The organism is Marilutibacter maris (assembly GCF_003233695.1).
Classification (GTDB): Bacteria; Pseudomonadota; Gammaproteobacteria; order Xanthomonadales; family Xanthomonadaceae; genus Marilutibacter; species Marilutibacter maris.
On the sequence record NZ_CP029843.1, the window covers coordinates 2,226,615 to 2,243,146 of the forward strand.

Sequence of the window (16,532 nt, forward strand, 5' to 3'; positions counted from 1 at the left end):
CGCGGCTCGCCACGCGTCATGCAGGATCGGGCAAGAATCCTGCGATAACCGTCTACCGGCTCCGGTGCCGCCGAACCTAGGCTGTCCGCACCCCACCACTGGAGCGATGCGATGACCACTCCCCTTCCCCGCCCCGTCCCCCGCCGCCGCCTCGGCGCCGCGCTGGAGGTGTCCGCGATCGGTCTGGGCTGCATGGGCATGTCCGACTTCTACGGACCGTCCGACGAGCAGACCAACCTCGCCGTGCTCGACCACGCCCTCGACATCGGCGTCGACTTCCTCGATACCGCCGACATGTACGGCGTCGGCCGCAACGAGATCCTGCTGTCGAAGGTACTGGCGCGGCGCCGCGACAAGATCGTGCTGGCGACCAAGTTCGGCAATGTGCGTGCGCCCGACGGCAGCTTCCTCGGCATCGACGGTTCGCCCGGGTACGTCGCCGCCGCCTGCGATGCCAGCCTGAAACGGCTCGGCGTCGACCACATCGACCTGTACTACCAGCACCGGGTCGATCCGAAAGTGCCGATCGAGGACACCGTCGGCGCGATGGCGCGCCTGGTGGATGCCGGCAAGGTGCGCCATCTGGGACTGTCCGAGGCTTCAGGAGAAACCGTACGGCGCGCCGCCGCGGTGCATCCGATCGCCGCGCTGCAGAGCGAGTACTCGCTGTGGACGCGCGATGTCGAACACGACGCCCTGCCGGTCTGCCGCGAGCTGGGCATCGGCTTCGTGCCCTACAGTCCGCTCGGCCGCGGCTTCCTGACCGGCGCGATCGATTCCACCGCCACCTTGTCCGACAACGACTGGCGACGGCAGAACCCGCGCTTCCAGGACGGCAACATCGACGTCAACCGTGCCCTGGTCGAAGCGGTGACCGCACTGGCCCAGGCACGTGGCTGCACGCCGGCGCAACTGGCGCTGGCCTGGCTGCTGCACCGCGGCCCGGACATCGTGCCGATCCCCGGCACCCGCAAGATCGGCCGCCTGGACGAGAACGCGGCGGCCACCGCGCTGGCGCTGGATGCCGATGCGCTGGCCAGGCTGGATGAAGTGCTCGCCAGCCACGAAGTCGCCGGCACCCGCTATCCGGAGGCCTTCATGCAGACCGTCAACGCCTGAACAGCGACACCGCGCGGGCGTCGCACCGGACCCCGGTCGGCACCCGCGCGCCCCACCCAATCCTTCCCCATCGCGGCGCGCCTCGCTCGGCGACGGACGGCGCGCGCCTGTCCGCAGGAGTTCCCATGTCCACCCCCTCCATACCCCAATCGCCTCTTCACCAGGACCCGGTCCACGGCAAGGTCGTCGCGATCACCGGCGCCAGCAGCGGCATCGGCGAAGCCACCGCCCTGCACCTGGCCGCGCACGGTGCCCGCCTGTTGCTCGGCGCCCGTCGCCGCGAACGCCTCGATGCCCTGGTCGCGCGCATCCGCGAACAGGGTGGCGAAGCCGTCGCGCAGACCGTCGACGTGACCCGGCACGACCAGGTCGAGGCCTTCGTTGGCGCCGCGGTCGCTCACTTCGGCCGTCTCGACGTGATGGTCGGCAATGCCGGCGTGATGCCGTTGTCCCCGCTCGATGCCGGCCGCGTCGACGAGTGAGACCGGATGATCGACGTCAACATCAAGGGCGTGCTGTACGGCATCGCCGCCGCGCTGCCGGTGATGCGTTCGCAGCGCTCCGGCCACTTCGTCAATCTGTCCTCGGTGGCCGGCCAGGTCGTGTTCCCCGGCGGCGCGGTCTATTGCGGCACCAAGTTCGCGGTCAACGCGATCTCCGAAGGCCTGCGCCAGGAGGCCGGGGCCGACATCCGGGTGACCACGATCGCCCCGGGCGCGACCGCATCGGAACTGTTCGACAGCATCACCGACGCCACGACCCGCGAGCATCTGGACGCGACGCTCCCCGAGCCGATTCCGGCCGCGGCCATCGCCCGCGCGATCGCCTTCGCGATCGGGCAACCGGCCGACGTCGACGTCAACCAGATCGTGGTGCGGCCGACCGCGCAACTGCTGTAACCGGCGGCGCAATCCCCCGGCGGCGGTGCCTGGACTCCGCTGCCGCCTCACGCCCCCGACGGGCACCGGCCCCGGTCAGCGCGGGGCCCAACAACAGGAGATCCGATCAGATGCTCGAACGAAAGACCTATCCCGACCTTCCGCCGCCGGCGGGCCCCTATGTGCATGCGGTCCGATCCGGCGGTCACCTGTTCGTCTCCGGGCTGACCGCGTTCGGCTCCCCGGCCGAGAACGGCTCGACCGTCGAACAACTGGACCACGTGTATTCGCAACTGGCCAGGATCGCGGAGAACGAAGGCATCGGCCTGGCGGAACTGGTCAAGGTCACCGTCCTTGTCACCGACTGCGACGACCTCGAGGGCATTCGCCGGACCCTGGAGAAGCACTACGGGGGCCACTATCCCGCCAGTTCGCTGATCCGGGTCGCGGGCCTGTTCGCCCCCGCCCTCAAGGTGGAGGTCGAGGCGGTGATGGCGGTCGCCGAATAGGCCCCGGAGCGCGCCGGCCGCGCGACGCCGGCTCAGGCCGCGTCGCGGGCGCCGTCGTCGGCGCGGGCATCCATCGCGCCGTCGACCAGCGGTCGCAGCGCCGGGTCCAACGCGACCCGCTCGTCGAACACGAAACAGCGGCCGTCGTAGTGCGTTCCGCCGACCTGCTCGAAGTACCCGAGGATGCCGCCGTCGAGCTGCAGCACGTTGTCCATCCCGGTCGCGCGCATCCACAGCGCCGCCTTCTCGCAGCGGATGCCTCCGGTGCAGAAGCTGACCACGGTGGCGTCGGCCAGCGCGTCCCGGTGCGGCGCCAGTGCCTGCGGCAGGTCGGTGAAATTGTCGATCGGCAGGGTCAGCGCATTGGCGAAACTGCCGTGGCCGACCTCCTCGCGGTTGCGGGTATCGAGCATCACCACCGGCCGGCCGCGGTCGTCGTGGCCCTGGTCGAGCCAGCGCGCCAACTCGGCCGGCGCCACCGTCGGCGCGCGCCCCTCCAGCGGCGAGGCATCCTCGCGCCGGAACGCGATGATCTCGCGCTTGAGCTTGACCTTCAGCCTGGCGAACGGCTGCGTGCGGCTGTGGCTGTACTTGACCCCGATTGCGGCGAAACGCGGGTCCGCGCGCAGGCCATCCAGAAAACCGTCGATCGCCGCCGCGGTGCCGGCCAGGAACAGGTTGATGCCCTCGGCGGCGACCAGCACGGTGCCGCGCAGCCCGCCGGCCTCGGCCAGGCCGTGCAGGTGCCCGGACAGTGCGCCCGGGTCGTCGATCGGGGTGAAATGGTAGGCGGCGATATTGACGAACATCGGCCGATTCTACGCCGCCGGCACGTCCCGGGCGCTGAACGTCGCCGGTGCCGGCGCCGGAACCGGGCGCTCTTCGCGTTGTCTGAATGTGGGCACTGCCAAGGTGGTGCGGCACGGGTGCGAAACGGTTCGCCCCGTCGCCAATCGCAAGCCGACAACAAGAAGATGGAGGCGCAATGAAGGTACAGATCAATACCGACAATCATGTCCAGCACGACGAGTCGCTGACCCGTCACGTCGAATCCGCGGTCGCCAGCGCGCTCGACCGCTTCGGCGACCAGGTCACCCGGGTCGAGGTCCACGTGCGGGACAAGAACGGTGGCAAGACCGGGGGCAACGACAAGCACTGCATGATGGAGGCGCGCCTGGAGGGCCTGCCGCCAATGACCGCCTCCGAGGATGCCGACAGCGTCGCCTCCGCGGTATCCGGTGCCGCCCGCAAGCTGCAGCGGGTCCTCGATCACGCCCTGGGCCGGCTCACCCACTGAGCCCATCCGCGGGAGCGGCGCAGTCACGATTCCCGGGCGGCGCCCGGGAATCCCCAAAGTCTGCAGCGCAAACCCTGGACCCTGCCGATGCGCCCCCCATGCGCATCCTCCCGTAGGAGCGGCGTGAGCCGCGATGGAGCTTTCCCATGACAGCCTCATCGCGGCTTACGCCGCTCCTGCAAAATCCGGATCGCCCCGGTCTCGACGCCCCCTCCGTCTCCTGACCGCCTGAGTGCCGAATCGGCAATGGTCTATCGCGCCTCAGTCCTCCTCCCAGCGTCGCGCGCCGGCACCGTTCTCATGCAGGCGGTCGCCGGGATTGGCCAGCCGGCACCGGTCCAGCGACAGGCAACCGCAGCCGATGCAACCGCCGAGGCTGTCGCGCAGCTGGGTCAGCCGATGGATGCGCTCGTCCAGTTCGTCGCGCCAGCGCGTCGACAGGCGCATCCAGTCCTTGCGGGTCGGCGTGCGATTGTCCGGAAGGGTCGCCAGCGCGTCGCGGATCGTCGCCAGCGGGATGCCGACCCTCTGCGCGACCCGGATCACCGCCAGCCGTCTCAGGGTGTCGCGACCGTAGCGGCGTTGATTGCCCGCCGTGCGGCGGCTGTGGATCAGCCCCTTGGTCTCGTAAAAGTGCAGCGCCGACACCGCGACCCCGCTGCGTTCGGCGAGTTCGCCGACGCTCAGTTCCGATTGCATGCCCATCGCCCGCATTGAACCTCAAGCAATATCGAGGATTCATGGTCGCGCCGCATGCGCGCGACCGCAAGCCCACGCGGCCGCTCAGACCTCGTCGATCAGCTGTTGATAGAGGCCGACCACGCGCCCCATCAAGGTGGTCGTGCTCCAGGCGGCGGCATCGCCGGGGCCCAGCGCCGACAGCTCGGCGCGGCGCTGCTCCGAGCGCAGCAAGCCGGCCACGTGGGTGGCGAACTCGCCCACGTCCTCGCCGCTGATCACCGCGCTGCGGGTATCGCGCAACACCGTCGCGGTCCCCATCACCGCGGTGGAGACGACCGGCACGCCCAGCGCCATCGCCTCGGTCAGCACCAGCCCCTGGGTTTCCGTCGGCGAGGCGAACACGAACACGTCGCCGGCGCGATAGGCATCCAGCAGCGCCCCGCGTCGATCGAGATTGCCGAAGAAGCGCACGTTGTCGCCCAGTCCCTGACGCTGGACCAGTTGCTTGAGCCGCGGCGCGTCCGGCCCTTCTCCGGCAATGATGAAGAGCAGCTGCGGAAACTCCGGCACCAGCCGCTTGACCACGTCGATCAGGAAGCCGATGTTCTTTTCCACCGCCAGCCGGCTGACCGTCACCAGGGTCGGTCGCGCCGGATCGATCCCGTAGCGCTGCCGGAACTCCTCGCCGTCGCCACCCTTGAACTCGTCCAGGTCGATGCCGGTCGGGATCACCGTCGACGGCGTCTGGATGCCGTAGCGATCGAGCACCTCGACCATCTGCCGGCTCGGCACGATCAGGTGATCGACACCGTGGCAGAGCATGCGCGACGCGCGACGCGCGCCCATCCGCAGCAGCGCGCCCGGCAGCCACGGCAGGTAGTGGGCGACGTACTCCTCGAAATAGGTGTGGTAGGTCTCGACCGTTGGCACCCCGGTCAGCTCCGACAGCTGCACGCCGAGCCGATGCGCGCGGAACGGGGTGTGGATGTGCACCACGTCCCAGCTGCGCGCCGCCAGCCTGGGCAGGATCCGCCGCAATGCCGACGCCCGGATCAGGCGGTCCTCGGGGTCGAAGAAGATCACGCTGGACGGCAGCCGGATCAATTCCAGCCCCGCCAGGTCGTCATTGACGGCCGGAGCCTGCGCCGGGTCATCGCCGCCTTCCCCGTCGCTGTCGTGGCTACCGTAGTCCGGCGCGACCAGGGTCACCTTGTGCCCCATCCGCAGCAACGCCTGGGCGAATGTACGGATCGAGGTGGACACCCCGTTCACACGGGGGAAATAGACGTCCGACAGCATCAGGATGTTCATCCCGGAAGGCTATGTCGATGCGATGACAGACAGGTTGCATGCCGGCCATGACGCCCGGCGCTGACGGCACCGGCGGATGAATACGGTCACACGCCTGACACATGCGCCGGCGATACCGTCGACCGCCCGTGCCGCGCCTAGTCGTGCAGCCGACGCGGCACCGCCAACAGGGCCAGCAGGGTCAGCACCGCGGCCACGACCAGGTAAGCGCCGACCGCGCCCAGTCCGTGGTGAGCGGCCAGCCAGGTCGCCGCGTACGGCGCCAGCGAGGCGCCGAAGATGCCCGACAGGTTGAACGCCAGCGAAGCGCCGCTGTAGCGCACCTCGGCCGGGAACAGTTCGGCCAGGATCGTCCCCAGTGGTCCGTAGGTCAGGCCCATGATGCCCAGCCCCAGGGCCAGGAACAGCATGACGCCGACGCCGCTGCCGGCGACGAACAACGGCGCGAACGCCAGGCCGAACAGCATGATCGCCAGCGTCGCCAGCAGCATCATCCGCCGGCGTCCGACCCGGTCGGCATAGTGCGCGGCCAGTGGAATGCTCAGCCCGAAGCAGACCACGCCGGCCATCTGCATCCACAGGAACTGCTCGCGGCTGTAGCCCAGCTGCGACGTGCCCCAGCTCAGCGCGAACACCGTCATCAGATAGAACAGCACGAAGGTCGCCAGCGCCGAGGCGGTGCCGATCAGCAACGCGCGCGGATGCCGGACCAGCACTTCCAGCATCGGCATCCTCACCCGCTCCTGCCGTTCCAGCACGCGCTGGAACGCCGGCGTCTCGCTGATCCGCAGACGGATCCACAGGCCGAGAAAGACCAGCACGGCGCTGCCGATGAACGGTACCCGCCAGCCCCAGGCGAAGAACGCCGCATCGTCCATCGACGCGGTCAGCAGCAGGAAGGTGCCGGTGGCGAGGAAGAACCCCAACGGCGCCCCCAGCTGCGGAAACATCCCGTACCAGGCGCGCTTGCCCGGCGGCGCGTTCTCGGTCGCCAGCAACACCGCCCCACCCCACTCGCCGCCCAATCCCAGCCCCTGGCCGAAACGGCACAACGCCAGCAGCGCGGGCGCGGTCACGCCCCATTGCGCATAGGTCGGCAGCAGGCCGATCGCGACCGTCGACAACCCCATCGTCAGCAGCGCGGCGACCAGGGTCGCCTTGCGCCCGATGCGATCACCGAAATGGCCGAACACCGCCGAGCCGATCGGCCGCGCCAGGAACGCCAGCGCGAAGGTCGCCAACGACTGCAGGGTCGAGGAAGCCGGATCGCCGGCGGGAAAGAACAGCGCCGGAAACACCAGCACCGCGGCGGTCGCGTAGATGTAGAAGTCGAAGAACTCGATCGTGGTGCCGATCAGGCTGGCGAACAGTACCCGCCACTTCGAATTGGCGCCCGACAGCCCGACCGCTTTGTCGCTCATCACCACGTCGTTCATCCGCGCCCTTCCCCGAAGCATGTTGGAGGTTCCAGCCCCGATTGTAGGGACTGTGGCGGTGCCCGCATCCACCCGGGGTACGCCGGGATCGACATCGCCCCGTGCGGGCCCGTCATTGTCCGTCATGCCGTAGGAGAGGCATAAGGCGCGATAGCCGTCCCATGAAATCCCATCGCGGCCTACGCCGCTCCTGCGGGAAATTCGGAAGCAGGACGGGCTCCGTAGTAGCGGCGTGAGCCGCGATTCCCGGGCTGCGCCCGGATATCTCCCAAAGTTTGCTGGGCAAACCTTGGGCCCCACCGTTGCGTTGCCACACCCCCACTCGCGCCTGCGGCGCGAATCGCCCCCTGACTCAGGGGGCTGGGCCATCCATACCTATCTCGTAGGAGCGGCGTGAGCCGCGATACCGCTAGCGTTTGTGGGTGATCAGCCGTCGCAGGTTGGCGCGCGCGCGCGCCTCCAGGCGCTGGTGGAAGAACTCGCTGAGGTAGATCCGCTCGCGTTGCAACAGGGCCTTGACGAAGCGGCGGCGGTTGAGGCGGAACAGCCAGGCCGGAACACGCCCGCGGTACTCGCTGGCGATGCCGCGGTCGTAGGCGTCGAACCGTGCCGGATCGGCCCCCAGGATCGCCATGTCGCAGTCGAGGAAGTGGCGCACGTCGTCCGGCGCCGGGTCGGAATCGAAATCCGACGCCACGAACTGGCCGTGCCGTGCGGTCAGCTCGATCAGGGCCGCCACCCGATCGGCGTCGATCCCGGCGTCAGGCAGCCAGCGTCCGATCTCCTCGACCGCGAAGGCCGCCGAGCGCGATTCGTTGTCGCTGCGTCCCGGCACGTAGATCGCATCGTGATACAGCACCGCCAGCTCGACCTCGCGCGGCTGTCGCCAGCCGGGACCGGCGGCGACCTCACGGCAATGCCCGAGCACTTCCTGCACGTGGCCGAAGTGGTGGTAGGCACGCGGCGGCTCGGCGTAGGCGGCCTCCAGTCGCGCCCGCTGGGCCGGAGGCAGTTGTAGCGATGACATGCGGCGTCCGCTTTCTTTGTCGTTTCGACCGGAGCACAGCATAGCCATGCCCGCCCCCGACCGCGGCGGGCGCCGCCACGCGATCGGCACATGGCCGCATCAACAACCGTTTGTCGGCATAAGCAGACCGCTGATCAATAAAAGCCTGGATTGAAATAACCCTGTAACCCACGCGGCGCCCCAACGCGCTGTCATTCATGCGTAACGCACTTATGTTAGGCCGCGCGGCCTGGGAGGATTTCGATGAAGCACGCCATTCTGTTCGCATCCCTGCTGGCCGCCGGCGCCACGCTCTTCGCTCAGGCGGCCGACGCCGGCCAGCCGGCCGCCCACACCTTCGCGCTGGACCTCGACGCCCGCGGCCAGGTCACCGCCATCGAGCCGACCGAAACCATGCCCGCGGAACTGCGCAAGGAACTGGAAGCACGCATCGGGCAATGGGCGTTCACCCCTGCCACGTTCGACGGCCAGCCGGCCGCCACCCGCACCTATCTGCGCATCACCACCGCCGGCAATCGCGGTCCCGACGGGATGCTGAAGGTACTTTCCGCCACCACCGGCCCGGGCGTCGCCAGTCTCAGCAACCCGGCCTACCCGACCAGCGAGCTGCGCCGTGGCGAAGGCGGCATCGTGGTCCTGCAACTGGCGGTCGACGCCCGCGGCGAGGTCACCGATGTTGCGTTCTACGGCGAACGCCAACGCGCCTCGCGCACCCTCGCCAACGCCGCCCGCGATGCCGCCCGCGACTGGCGCTTCAAGCCCGAGACCGTGAACGGCACCGCCATCGCCAGCACCGTGGTGCTGCCGGTGTGCTTCATGGCGACCACGCCGACCCTGTCCACCTGCGCCTGGCAGGGCCCGGACGCGAAGAACTTCAATCGCATGGACATCGTCGCTGTGGATCCCGCCGCCCGGGTCGACACCGGTATCGGCCAGTTCGCCAGCAACTAGGAATGCACGCGCCCCTCTCCCGGCGTTGAAACCGCCCCGGGAGAGGGACCTGCGGGAGCTCTCCCGCCTCATTGTCGCCTGGTTCGGCGATACCGCTTCCGCTCAGTCCGCGCGCACCGAGCGGCACGCGGCCGCGGTGAACAGCACGTCGGTCGAGGAATTGAGCGCGGTCTCGCAGGAGTCCTGCACCACGCCGATGATGAAGCCGATCGCGACCACCTGCATCGCCACATCGTTGGAAATGCCGAACATGCCGCAGGCCAGCGGCACCAGCAACAGCGAGCCGCCGGCCACGCCGGAAGCGCCGCAGGCCGCCACCGCCGCGACCACGCTCAGCAGCAGTGCGGTCGCCAGGTCGACCTCGATGTTCAGGGTATGCACGGCGGCCAGCGCCAGCACCGTGATCGTGATTGCCGCGCCGGCCATGTTGATCGTCGCGCCGAGCGGGATCGATACCGAATAGGTGTCCTCGGGCAACTCCAGGCGCCGGCACAGGTCGAGATTGACCGGGATGTTGGCCGCCGAGCTGCGGGTGAAGAACGCGGTGATGCCGCTGTCGCGCAGGCAGGTCAGCACCAGCGGGTAGGGATTGCGCCGGGTCATCGCCAGCACGATCAGCGGATTCGCCACCAGCGCGACGAACAGCATGCTGCCGACCAGCACCGCCAGCAGGCGCAGGTAGTCCAACAAGGCGCCGAAGCCGGACTCGGCCAGGGTCGCCGCGACCAGTCCCAGGATGCCCAGCGGCGCGAAGCGGATCACCAGCCGCACGATGAAGGTCACCGCGCCGGCCAGGTCGGTGACCATCGCCCGGGTGCCGTCGCCGGCGTGGCGCAGGGCGATGCCCAGCCCCACCGCCCACGCCAGGATGCCGACGAAGTTGCCGTCGCGCAGCGCGTTGACCGGGTTGTCGACGATCTTCAGCAGCAGCGTGCGCAGCACCTCGACGATGCCCGAAGGCGGCGCCATCTCGACGCCGGACTCGACCAGCTTCAGCGATGACGGAAACAGGAAACTGGCGCTCACCGCAACCAGCGCCGCGATCAGGGTACCGGCCAGGTACAGGCCGAGGATCGGACGGATGTGGGTCGACTTGCCTTTCTGGTGGTTGGCGATCGCCGCAGTGACCAGCACCAGGACCAGCACCGGTGCGACCGCCTTCAGCGCCGAGACGAACACCGTCCCGAGCAGGCCGACCGACTTCGCGGCCGTCGGCCACCACCATGCCAGGGCGATGCCGACGAGAAGTCCGACCAGGATCTGTACGACCAGGCTGGTTCCGAACAGGAAGCGCAGCACCGGATTGTCCGGAGCGATGCGCTGGGGTGAGAGCTTGTCGGGTGCGGTCATGCGCGCGCCTGTGTTCGGGTTGCGCCGCATCCTCGCCCGAACGCGGCGGTCCGGCAAGTCCGGTCCCTCGCGATCGGACATCCGGCGGCCGGGGACGCTAGGATCGCGGGTATCGTGCGACCGGGGAGGCTCACGTTGCCGTCAACCAATACCGTCCCGCCGACCGCCCGCCTCGGGCGCTGGATCGGCGCCCTGCCCGACGCGCTCACCGCCGGATTCTTCGCCCTGGTGTGGATCGCGCCGCAACTGCCGGGGGCCGGCGCGATCCGCACCGGCATGTTGATGATGATGGTCGAGTTCGTGCTGTTGCACGCGTCGGCGATGATCGGCTCGATCGCGCTGAACGCCGCCTCCAGTCGCCGCAAGAAACTCGCCGCGGTCGGCGGTTTCGCCGCCATGTACCTGCTGTTCATCGCCGCATGGACGTGGCAGTTCCGGGCCTGGTGGCCGTTGCTGGCATTCGGCTGGCTGGTGCTGGGCAAGGCCTGGCTGGCATTCCAGCCATTGCCGCCGGAGCAACGCCGCCAGCAGATGCACTCGGAATGGGCAGTCGGGGTGATGGCCTATCTGGCCGGCGCCTTCGCCACCGTGTTCCTGCCGATACCGCGGCTGGGCATGACCCCGTCGATCGTCGCCGAGGCCGCCCTGCCCGGCGGCGGCCTGTGGGTGAGCAAGCCGCAGACGGTGATCGCGTTCGGCGTGTTCTATTTCGGCGTGCTGGCGGTGACCAAGGCGCGCGGCACCCGTCTGCGCCACGCCGGCAGCGCCAGCCCCGACCAGGACCGGGCCCGCTAGGAATCAGGCCCGGCCCCAACCGGCGCCGAATCGGGCGCCCATGCAGCCGGCGGCCGGGCAGCGTGTGGCCCGGTCCGGGTGACGGTTACGGCGCGCCCGGACTCGTCCCGGACGCGAACGGGAACTGCGCGAAGATCGCGGTGACCGCCTGGTCGGCCGCGGCCGAACGCTCCTGCGGGCTGCGCTGGACCACCCGTCCGATCGCATCGCCGGTCCACACCAGCCGGTTGCGGCGGGCATCGACCAGGTCGATCGTCAGCGTGCCCTCGGTGTACTGGCTGACCTGGGCCTGGTCGTACCAGACCGGCACCGCGACGTAGTGGCGATGGCGGTAGCTGTAGAAATACTGCATGTCGGTGCGCGGGATGCTGTAGACATCGGTCTTCTCCTGCACGACCGCCTGGAAGTTCACCCTCAGGTCCGGCGACTGCTCGTCGAACACATAGCCGCGCGCGTCCATCTCGCGGCGGACCGAGGCCCTGATCCGCTCGGTCAGATAGGTGGTGTAGCCGGACTCCTCCATCGCCAGCGGCTGGTAGAAGGCATAGCTGCGGTAGCGCGCGAAGTCCGCCTCGGGATCGAGTTCGGTGCGCACCCGCGGTCCGGTCGCGCAGGACGCCAGCAACGCGATCGCGACGCAGGCCAGGGTGAAGCGGACGATTCGGTGGGACATTCGCATGACGGGCCTCGACGTGGGCGGTCCGTTCGACCGGTGGTTCGAACGCTACACCCGCCGGCGTCGACATGGAATCACCGGGGCTGTCCGATCCCGCGAATCGCGGCACGCGTATCGCCACCGCGTGGCAGACTGCACACAACGGCCCCAGCGGCCACAGCGGAGGCAGCAGATGCGCATGCGCGAAACCGAAGCCATCGTCCACGCTTGCCGGCGCCCTCGCCGATCCCGGCACCGGTCCGCGATCGCCCGGGCGGCGATGGCGGTGATCGCGATGGCGCTGGCACTGATGGCCGGCTGCGCCAGCCTGCCCTACCGCGACCCGCTGGACATCGACGTCGCCGGCATCGAGGCCCTGCCCGGCGAAGGCATGGAGCTGCGCCTGGCGGTGAAGCTGCGCATCCAGAACCCCAACGACAGCGCGATCGACTACCGGGGCGCGGCCCTGCAACTGGAGCTCAACGGGCGCCGCCTGGCCAGCGGGGTCAGCGACGTGGCCGGCACCGTGCCCCGCTACGGCGAGAGCGTGGTGACCATTCCGGTCACGGTATCGGCGCTGGACATGGCCCGCCAGATCGCACTCCTAGGCGAGGGTCGGCCGGACTGGCGCTACCGCGTCGAAGGCAAGCTGGAGGGCGGTCTGTTCGGCACCCGCCGCTTCGGCGACAGCGGCACGCTGGATCTGTCGCGACAGCTGGGCGCTCCCGGCGAGCGCTGAACCCCGCCGCGCCCGCGCCGATTCGAGGCCCTGCTCTAGACGCCTGGGGTATCAAGGAAGCTCCGGTCGGGCGGCAGCGATCGACAGCGGGCAGCCAGGTGCATCCTGAATACACCGTCGCGTTCTTCGACATTCTCGGCTTCAAGCAGGCGTCCGAGCGCCTCGGGCTGGACGCGATCGAACACCGCTACCGCAGGCTGATCGAAGCGGTCGACCGCTTCAACGCCAACTCCGCCAGCCTGTTCGGACAATTGAGTTTCCGCGAGTCGGCGTACTGGACCGAGGATGGCGACATCTTCATCCTCAACCGCATCGACGGCGCCTACGCCAGCGATTCGGTGGTGGTGTGGACGGCGCGCTGGTGGCCGGAGTCGCGCGACCTCGATCCGGCCGCGCGCGCCGGGCTGGCGCGCGACCCCGAGTCGGGCTGGCAGCACACCACCGTCCCCTGCGACAACCTGCTCAGCGTCTGCAACGAACTGGTCTGCCGCAGTATCGAGGTGGGCCTGCCGTTGCGCGGCGCGCTGGCGATGGGGCCGGCTCTGCTCGACACCACCCGCAGCCTGTTTCTGGGGCCGCCGCTGATCCAGGCGGCGACACTGGAGCGGGAGCAGACCCTGATCGGCGCCAGCCTGTGCGACTCGTTCATGGACCAGACGATTCCCGAGCGTTTCGTGCTGGACTTCGACCGCCACCTCAAACCGGGGCTTGCGCGCGATTTCGGCGGCAAGGTGCTGGACTGGCCCCGCCACTGGCGGCGCACCCGCGGCTCCGATCTGCGCGATCGCATCCGCACCCTGTGCCCGGACAGGGGCCGGGCCCGCGTCCACTACCGCAACACCCTGGCGCTGATCGAGATGTCCGAACGCAAACAGAAGCGGCTGGGCGATCCGGCCCCCTCCGACGACCGCGAGCCCTCGTTGCGCGACAGCCACCCCGCCTACGCCGCCGCCCGGCTGGGCACCACGTTCCGCGCGATCCGTCGACGCCGCTGAACGCGGCCGTGGCGGTCCGGCGGAGACGGTTCAGGGCAGCAGGTCGTCCCAGCCCGACAACACGGTGATGCCGCGCGCACGGTTGGCGCGGGCCAGCAGCATGTAGGCCTCCATCGTGGTTTCCATCACGTTGCCGCCGGCCGCCGCCAGCACCGCGTCGGCATGCTCGGCCAGCCGGTGCAGACGGTCGCGACGCAGGCGCAGGCGTTCGATCGACTGCAGCTCGGCCTCGATGATCTTGCGCACGTCGGCGGCGTCCAGCGGTTCGGGCAGGACCTCGGGGAAGCAGTCCAGCGCATCCAGTACCTGCCGGCAGAAGCGCTCGGACGCCGCACCGCGCCAGCGGGCGTGGGTCGGCCCCTCGCCCTGGGCACGGATCAGCCGCCTCATTTCCGCCTCCATCGCATCCATGTTCCGGTCCAGCGACCCCAGGCGGGCTTCGGCCAGGATTCGGGGTTCGGAACTCTTTGACATCGCGGACTCCGATACGTTCGGGAGGGACACCGGCCGGGCGCGGGCGTCGCCGCACCGGCCTGTCGCGGCCTGGCTCCTGAGTAGAACGCAATTCGCCGGCCAAGCCGGGCGCGTCGCCGGCGCGTGCCCCGACCCGGCCGCCTGCACGCGCCGTTGTCACGCACCGTGTCAGTCTGTGCGTTTTGCCCCGCGGAGTCGCTGCCCATGCCCGTCGCCCCAGCTTCAGCCGAACCGGTCAAGGTGGCCCTGATCGGATACGGATTCGCCGGCCGGACCTTCCACACGCCGCTGATCCGGGCGGTGCCGGAGCTGGCACTGAGCGTGGTCGCCTCCGGCGATGCGTCCAAGGTCAATGCCGAGCTGCCGCAGGTCGAGGTGATCGCCGACCCGCTGCGCGCGATCACCGCGCCGGGGATCGAACTGGTGGTGATCGCCTCACCCAACGACAGCCACGTGCCGCTGGCGCAGGCGGCGCTGTCGGCCGGCCGCCACGTGGTGGTGGACAAGCCATTCACCCTTTCGCTCGACGACGCGCGCGAGCTGGCCTCGCTGGCCGAGGCGCGCGGCAGGGTGCTCTCGGTGTTCCAGAACCGGCGCTGGGACAGCGACTTTCTCGCGATCCGCAATGCCATCGACAAGGGCATGGTCGGCGAGCCCATGCATCTCGAGTCGCGGCTGGAACGCTTCCGTCCGCATGTACGGCTGCGCTGGCGCGAACAGGCCGGTCCCGGCAGCGGGCTGTGGTGGGACCTGGGCCCGCATCTGGTCGATCAGGCGCTGCAGTTGTTCGGCCTGCCCGACCGGGTGATGGCCTCGTTCGCACTGCAGCGCGAGGGCGCCAGCACCCCGGACTGGGCCCACGTGGTACTGGAACACGGCGCGCGTCGCAGCGTGCTGCACGCCGGCATGCTCGCCGCCGGCGGCCATGCCCGCTTCCTGCTGCACGGCAGCGGCGGCAGCGCGTCGAAGCCGGCCGCCGACCCGCAGGAAGCCCAGTTGCTGGCCGGAACACGCCCTGGCGACCCCGACTGGGGACACGACCCGGACCCGCTGCTGGTGTACGACGGCGCGTCCGCGCCGCGACCGGTCCCGGCGCCGACCGGCGACCAATCCTGCTTCTACGCCGCCGTCGCCCGCGCGGTGCGCGGCCGCGGCGCGAACCCGGTGCCGCCGGCCCAGGCGATCGCGGTGATGGCGGTGATGGAAGCGGCGATCGTATCGGCTGAAAGCGGCCATGCGGTCGCGCCGGCGCTGACCGAGTCCGAGATCGCCGCCTTTTCCTCCTGAGCCCACCGAGAGCCCGCCGAGAGCCCGCCAACCAGGCGACGGAGCGGCGGCCGCGGCTTCCCTCAGGCGGGCGACGCCGTCGGGGCCGGATCGCGCAGGCGTCGCTCGAACAGCGCCAACAGCTTCGTCCACGCCTGCGCCGCGGCGACCTCGTGATGGCGCGGCGTGGTGTCGTTGTTGAAGCCGTGCAATGTGCCCTCGGGCTGGAACAGTTCATGGCGCACCCCGACCGACTTCAGCGCCGCCTCGTAGTCGGGCCAGCCGCGGTTGACCCGCGGGTCGTCGGCGGCCAGCACCACCAGCAGCTCGGCCCTGATCCGCGGCACCTCGTCCAGCGGCGGGGCGCTGCCATAGAACGGCGCCGCCGCGGCGAGGCCGGGCAGGCGGGTGGCCAGATGGTTGGCCATCGAGCCGCCATAGCAGAACCCGACCACGCCCAGGCGCCCGTTGCCGCCTTCGATCGTCTGCAGCCACGCCGCCGCGGCGAGGAAATCCTCGCGCGTCCGGGCCTGGTCGAGCTGCGGAAACAGGGCGCGCGCGGCGTCCTCGTCGCCGGGATAGCCGCCCAGCGGGAACAGCGCGTCGGGGGCGAAGGCGATGAAGTCCTCCAGCGCAAGACGCCGGGTCACGTCCTCGATATGCGGGTTCAGGCCGCGGTTCTCGTGAACCACCAGCACCGTCGGCAGCGCGCCCCCGGCCTTCGCCGGTCGTGCCAGGTATCCGCGGGCGCGGCCGTATCCCTTCGGCGAGGCATACTCGCGGTAGCCGGTCCGCAGGCGCGGGTCGTCGGGATCGACCTGGCGGGCGGCGGCGAAATCGGGCGTCAACGCGGCCAGCAATCCAGCCGCGCCGGCGCCGCCGACCGCAAACCGCGCGGCGCCGCCGAGGAAGCCGCGACGATCGATCGCCCCGTGCACGTACTGGTCGAACAAGCGCAACAGTTCCGGATCGAAGTCGCTGGCGCGTGGCCGGCCTCGGTTCGACATGGCAGAGCCCCGGACGGTGACGGAACCGGCAAGGTATCCGTC

Annotated in this window: 17 protein-coding genes and 1 pseudogene; 9 read left to right on the plus strand and 9 right to left on the minus strand. The window is 69.8% G+C overall.

Annotated features, from left to right (window positions below):
- Positions 1-111: 111 nt before the first annotated feature.
- The 3 genes and pseudogenes from C9I47_RS09820 (at position 112) to C9I47_RS09830 (ending at position 2,506) form a co-directional block, all read left to right on the plus strand.
- A complete protein-coding gene (locus tag C9I47_RS09820; protein ID WP_111266581.1) occupies positions 112-1,119 on the plus strand; it encodes an aldo/keto reductase in 1,008 nt (335 codons plus the stop codon).
- A 125-nt stretch (positions 1,120-1,244) separates the two neighbouring features.
- A pseudogene (locus C9I47_RS09825) lies at positions 1,245-2,018 on the plus strand (SDR family oxidoreductase).
- Positions 2,019-2,128: 110 nt separating this feature from the next.
- On the plus strand, positions 2,129-2,506 hold the full coding sequence (locus C9I47_RS09830; RefSeq protein WP_111266582.1) for a RidA family protein: 378 nt from the start codon (positions 2,129-2,131) through the stop codon (positions 2,504-2,506).
- A 32-nt stretch (positions 2,507-2,538) separates the two neighbouring features.
- On the opposite strand, the gene C9I47_RS09835 is transcribed toward C9I47_RS09830, so the two are convergent.
- Positions 2,539-3,315, minus strand: coding sequence for a sulfurtransferase (locus tag C9I47_RS09835; protein WP_111266583.1), 777 nt, complete (start codon positions 3,313-3,315; stop codon positions 2,539-2,541).
- Positions 3,316-3,491: 176 nt separating this feature from the next.
- On the opposite strand from C9I47_RS09835, the gene C9I47_RS09840 reads away from it, so the two are divergent.
- Positions 3,492-3,803 carry an HPF/RaiA family ribosome-associated protein gene (locus tag C9I47_RS09840; protein WP_111266584.1) on the plus strand — a complete coding sequence of 104 codons (312 nt, stop codon included), beginning with the start codon at positions 3,492-3,494 and terminating at the stop codon, positions 3,801-3,803.
- Positions 3,804-4,064: 261 nt separating this feature from the next.
- Here C9I47_RS09840 and soxR read toward each other — a convergent pair whose 3' ends face one another.
- The 4 genes from soxR to C9I47_RS09860 all read right to left on the minus strand — a co-directional run bounded on the left by soxR (position 4,065) and on the right by C9I47_RS09860 (position 8,258).
- On the minus strand, positions 4,065-4,502 hold the full coding sequence (gene soxR, locus C9I47_RS09845; RefSeq protein ID WP_111268071.1) for a redox-sensitive transcriptional activator SoxR: 438 nt from the start codon (positions 4,500-4,502) through the stop codon (positions 4,065-4,067).
- A gap of 84 nt (positions 4,503-4,586) precedes the next feature.
- Entirely contained in the window at positions 4,587-5,795 is a 1,209-nt protein-coding gene (locus tag C9I47_RS09850) for a glycosyltransferase (protein WP_111266585.1), read from the minus strand.
- Between the two features lie 137 nt (positions 5,796-5,932).
- Complete coding sequence (locus C9I47_RS09855) at positions 5,933-7,216, minus strand: MFS transporter (protein ID WP_111268072.1); 1,284 nt, start codon at positions 7,214-7,216, stop codon at positions 5,933-5,935.
- Positions 7,217-7,640: 424 nt separating this feature from the next.
- Positions 7,641-8,258: an HD domain-containing protein gene (locus tag C9I47_RS09860; protein ID WP_111266586.1), complete on the minus strand. Its 618-nt coding sequence runs from the start codon at positions 8,256-8,258 to the stop codon at positions 7,641-7,643.
- Between the two features lie 243 nt (positions 8,259-8,501).
- On the opposite strand from C9I47_RS09860, the gene C9I47_RS09865 reads away from it, so the two are divergent.
- Positions 8,502-9,209 (plus strand): TonB family protein, encoded by a 708-nt coding sequence (locus C9I47_RS09865; RefSeq protein ID WP_111266587.1) that lies wholly within the window; start codon positions 8,502-8,504, stop codon positions 9,207-9,209.
- 102 nt (positions 9,210-9,311) lie between these two features.
- On the opposite strand, the gene sstT is transcribed toward C9I47_RS09865, so the two are convergent.
- A complete protein-coding gene (gene sstT, locus C9I47_RS09870; protein ID WP_111266588.1) occupies positions 9,312-10,559 on the minus strand; it encodes a serine/threonine transporter SstT in 1,248 nt (415 codons plus the stop codon).
- A gap of 135 nt (positions 10,560-10,694) precedes the next feature.
- Between sstT and C9I47_RS09875 the strand changes: the two genes are divergently transcribed.
- Positions 10,695-11,354 carry a hypothetical protein gene (locus C9I47_RS09875; RefSeq protein ID WP_111266589.1) on the plus strand — a complete coding sequence of 220 codons (660 nt, stop codon included), beginning with the start codon at positions 10,695-10,697 and terminating at the stop codon, positions 11,352-11,354.
- Between the two features lie 85 nt (positions 11,355-11,439).
- On the opposite strand, the gene C9I47_RS09880 is transcribed toward C9I47_RS09875, so the two are convergent.
- Complete coding sequence (locus tag C9I47_RS09880; RefSeq protein ID WP_111266590.1) at positions 11,440-12,033, minus strand: DUF4136 domain-containing protein; 594 nt, start codon at positions 12,031-12,033, stop codon at positions 11,440-11,442.
- Positions 12,034-12,208: 175 nt separating this feature from the next.
- Between C9I47_RS09880 and C9I47_RS09885 the strand changes: the two genes are divergently transcribed.
- Together C9I47_RS09885 and C9I47_RS09890 are read left to right on the plus strand one after the other, a co-directional pair.
- A complete protein-coding gene (locus C9I47_RS09885) occupies positions 12,209-12,748 on the plus strand; it encodes an LEA type 2 family protein (RefSeq protein ID WP_223250084.1) in 540 nt (179 codons plus the stop codon).
- A 98-nt stretch (positions 12,749-12,846) separates the two neighbouring features.
- Positions 12,847-13,743 carry a hypothetical protein gene (locus tag C9I47_RS09890; protein ID WP_111266592.1) on the plus strand — a complete coding sequence of 299 codons (897 nt, stop codon included), beginning with the start codon at positions 12,847-12,849 and terminating at the stop codon, positions 13,741-13,743.
- A gap of 30 nt (positions 13,744-13,773) precedes the next feature.
- Here C9I47_RS09890 and C9I47_RS09895 read toward each other — a convergent pair whose 3' ends face one another.
- Complete coding sequence (locus tag C9I47_RS09895) at positions 13,774-14,217, minus strand: hypothetical protein (RefSeq protein ID WP_145985477.1); 444 nt, start codon at positions 14,215-14,217, stop codon at positions 13,774-13,776.
- Between the two features lie 204 nt (positions 14,218-14,421).
- Between C9I47_RS09895 and C9I47_RS09900 the strand changes: the two genes are divergently transcribed.
- Positions 14,422-15,504, plus strand: a complete 1,083-nt coding sequence (locus C9I47_RS09900) for an oxidoreductase (protein ID WP_111266594.1) — start codon at positions 14,422-14,424, stop codon at positions 15,502-15,504.
- A gap of 62 nt (positions 15,505-15,566) precedes the next feature.
- Here C9I47_RS09900 and C9I47_RS09905 read toward each other — a convergent pair whose 3' ends face one another.
- Positions 15,567-16,490, minus strand: a complete 924-nt coding sequence (locus C9I47_RS09905; protein ID WP_111266595.1) for a dienelactone hydrolase family protein — start codon at positions 16,488-16,490, stop codon at positions 15,567-15,569.
- Positions 16,491-16,532: the final 42 nt, after the last annotated feature.